The organism is Peribacillus sp. YIM B13482 (genome assembly GCF_042787975.1).
In the GTDB taxonomy this organism is placed as follows: Bacteria; Bacillota; Bacilli; order Bacillales; family DSM-1321; genus Peribacillus; species Peribacillus simplex_A.
On sequence record NZ_JBHZPF010000120.1, the window covers coordinates 1 to 3,810 of the forward strand.

General features: G+C 39.0%; 3 protein-coding genes. 1 reads left to right on the forward strand and 2 read right to left on the reverse strand.

Annotation, left to right across the window (positions count from 1 at the left end):
* Nucleotides 1-652: 652 nt before the first annotated feature.
* Entirely contained in the window at nt 653-1,234 is a 582-nt protein-coding gene (locus ACFX4L_RS25080) for a TetR/AcrR family transcriptional regulator (protein ID WP_377382131.1), read from the reverse strand.
* Between the two features lie 44 nt (nt 1,235-1,278).
* Entirely contained in the window at nt 1,279-1,776 is a 498-nt protein-coding gene (locus tag ACFX4L_RS25085; protein ID WP_377382134.1) for an ester cyclase, read from the reverse strand.
* Between the two features lie 308 nt (nt 1,777-2,084).
* On the opposite strand from ACFX4L_RS25085, the gene ACFX4L_RS25090 reads away from it, so the two are divergent.
* Nucleotides 2,085-3,257 carry an MFS transporter gene (locus ACFX4L_RS25090; RefSeq protein WP_377406627.1) on the forward strand — a complete coding sequence of 391 codons (1,173 nt, stop codon included), beginning with the start codon at nt 2,085-2,087 and terminating at the stop codon, nt 3,255-3,257.
* The last annotated feature ends 553 nt before the right edge of the window (nt 3,258-3,810 follow it).

Below are 3,810 nucleotides of genomic sequence, written 5' to 3' on the forward strand. Positions count from 1 at the left end.
CCCCTTGGATAGGTATGACGAAGGAATGAAAGGGCATAGGATTATGACCCGTTGAGACATGGGAGGGAAAGCCTCCAGGGGCAGCGGCAGCGTGGAAAATGCTTGCAGCATATGTAATAATATGGGATTTTCATTCGATCCCCTATTTCAATCTGCCCTCATCTTATCAAAACGGTCCTCCCTCTTTCGTTCATCTAAAGTAACCAATACCATGTGGTTTGAAATCCTGCGAATAAGCGAGTATTCGTGAGCATTATCTATTAAACTGAGGGAGTTCATTAAGAAAATCGATTTTTATTAAAGAATCGCTCCCTTTAATTGAAGAATACTTTACTAATATTAGTTAGTATCGCTGTTAACTAATTACAAAAATATCAGGTGAAAACTCAATGGTATTGTTGCTTTAAATAAAGTTTGATCAAATTGATACTAATAACCTTGATAAACGAAGAAAAAGCGTGTTTGAAAAAAGATTGATCAAAATACGCTTTTAATATAATTAATGAATCATTCTTTTATTAAAAAAACTTGCCGAAACTGGTTAATAAAAATTAGCATTACAGCTGCAATCGATTTTATAGATTGGGCTTTATACAAACCCCCTTTATTCACAGAGACTGACATGATTGATAAAACTGGAATTTTGATAAATTTATTTTAATAATGATAATATCATCGCTACAGAATTTTCTACAAATGAACGCTCTGGACGAGATTTCATTAACACGGTAAGTCCGATTAATGAAACGACTAGTGTCTGTGCTAAAACTTTAGCATTAAGGCTGCTTTCGAGCTCACCTGAGCGAATACCTCGGACAATCGTTTCTTGAAATATGATCGAAAGATACATCTGATGCTCCCTTGTAAGGATTTCAAATTTTTCATCGTGAGGGGCAAGTTCCACCATTGTATTAATGCAAAAACATCCCTTGTTCGGACTTTCTTTATATTCCTCTTCCACCAAATCTTCAAAAAATGTTTGAAATGCTTCCTTTACAGATAGATTGTTTTGAATTTTTGTTCGAATATGGGAAGCATGTAGCTTTGTATATTTGCGTAATGCAGCCTCAAACAATTTCTCTTTGTCTCCAAAAGCTGAGTATAAGCTTGGTCGTTGTATCCCCATTTTGGCAGTCAAATCGCTTAGCGAAGTAGCCTTGTACCCCTTCTCCCAAAAAAGCAACATAGCATCATCCAACGCTTTTTCCTCATCAAATTCACGTTGTCGAACCATAATAAATCCCTCATTTCAAAAAACAAAATTTCTTCACTAGATAATTAATCTTGTTCTTGATTCTTTTTTATTTGCTCAATGATTCCGAATCTGTCCACTTGAATCCAGTATTCCACTATTTTTCGATCCTCTAATAGGTATACGGCACTACCTATTTCAATAACCTCTTTATTTGTAGGCAGATAACCCTCATACTCTCCAATATGCATTCCTGTCTGCTTCCATCTGACATGAACTTTTTGATTTTGAGAAATTAATTCTTGAATTTCAATTTTAAATTTCCCCCATGAATCTATCATTTCTCTTATATGATCAGCATAATTCTCAGGTGACCTTTTAATTGTCACCATGCTTTCTGAATTCACTTGATGTGCTCTTACCTCTTTCGCCATAAAAAACTTAGCTTGTTCGGGATTGCAACCTGATCTGACAACTTCAAAGAAGCTTTTTATAATCTGTTCGTTTGTCTGTAGGAATTTTGGAGATGGTGAATCGCCCCCAGATATTTCAGTTAATTCGTTATTCCCCGGTATTTGATTCATGGATAATTAATCCTCCTTTTAATTACCAATCGGTATATTATGATTTTATTTAATTAAAGTCCTATTGTCAAATTGTGATGATTCTTTCAAGGACATCATTCAAATAACTGCATAACTTACTTGACATCAAAACGTTTTGTTGGTTATCCTTACAAGGAATTATTTCATACCGAACGATACACTATACTGTTAAGTACAAAAAGGGGATGTAAGTAATGGTAAAGGTGAAGGTTAAAGAAAAAACAACAATTAAAGTTGAAGATCATGATACGAAAACGGTTCAGTTACAAATAGTATCAGGATCACCCATGACTCGCTATATGGCACTATTGTTTGCAACAGCCTGTGGGATGGCTGTCGCCAACATATACTATGCACAACCGTTGCTAGACTCTCTGGCGACCGAGTTCGGTATCGCCCATTCATCCATCGGCGTTGTCATTACCATTACTCAGCTTTGTTACGCGCTAGGACTGCTACTGCTAGTACCGCTCGGTGATCTACTGAATCGACGTCGGCTAATCATCGGTCAGATGCTTTTATCCGTGTTGTCTCTGATTGTGGTTGGCATCGCCCCCATCATCACAGTGCTTATCACGGGGTTAGCTGCGGTCGGACTGCTTGCTGTGGTGACTCAGGTGCTCGTAGCGTTCGCATCGACTTTGGCTGCCCCAGCCGAGCGTGGACGTATAGTCGGCTTGGTGCAAAGTGGAGTCGTGATCGGCATTCTGCTCGCACGAACATTCGCTGGTGTACTAACCGATCTCGCCGGTTGGCGTTCGGTCTATCTAGTTTCTGCCGCCATGATGCTCATCATGACTGGCGTGTTGTTCCGAGTACTCCCGCGTGATGAAAGCGAAAGAGAGTCACTATCCTATCCGCAGCTGCTTCGTTCGGTGCTCACATTGTTCATGCAAGAACGAATCCTACGCATCCGCGGAGTACTGGCTCTGCTGATTTTTACCGCGTTTAGTACATTGTGGACTTCGTTGGTGCTTCCTCTCAGTGCTCCACCATACTCTCTTTCACATACCGCTATTGGAGCGTTTGGTCTTGCTGGAGTTGCCGGAGCATTAGCTGCTGCTCGTGCTGGGGGTCTGGCTGATCGAGGTTTAGGACAGCGAACAACCTGCATAGCCCTAGTTTTATTGCTAGCATCATGGTTCCTAATCAGCTTTACCGAACACTCACTGATCGCATTAGTTATTGGCGTTATCTTTCTTGACCTGGCTGTGCAAGCAGTACATGTCACCAATCAGAGTATGATTTTCACAGTGCGTCCTGAGGCGAGAAGCCGACTTACTGCTGCTTACATGATTTTTTATTCCATCGGCAGTGCCATCGGTTCAATTGTTTCAACCAATATATACGCAAACTATGGATGGATCGGAGTATGTCTATTTGGTGCCTCTGTCAGCGCTTTGTCCCTTTTGTATTGGGTAATAACCTACCGTCTAACGGAGCAGATTAGAGAGAAATAATACCGATTTTTATGTTGCTTGAAATTTTTCAAGACCTAAAATCATACAAAGTTACAAAAAGGGGTGATACATATTAGTCATGTATAATATGTATCACCCCTTTTACTTCTTGTTCAACAAACGCACGCTTATATACAGAGTTTTTTCAAAGCAGTGCAGCTTTATTTCAAATATACACTTATTCGATTAAATGGCCCAATTGTTGAACAAAGATCAAACAGCGCTCTTAAACTAAACTGCCCTGTTAGTTCCACAAGAAAAAGGTTGCCGCAGCAACCCCTGTTATTGAACTAAAGCACCTGTTAGTTTAAGTGTAAATCTTCACATTTTATATAGATTTTCTCGACAGCCTGTCTATACTATTGTGTCGTTTTCTTTATTCTTGAGATGCCAAGATAAACGAAGAAGATACTAATTCAATAAATTTGAAAACTCTTTGCTATATAAGGGTTCATTTTTCTTAAAATCATTTGTTGATTAATATTCTTCTCTTTACTTACTCACGGGAAGATTCATATTCATATACTATACAAAATAATACTGTTAAGACTGC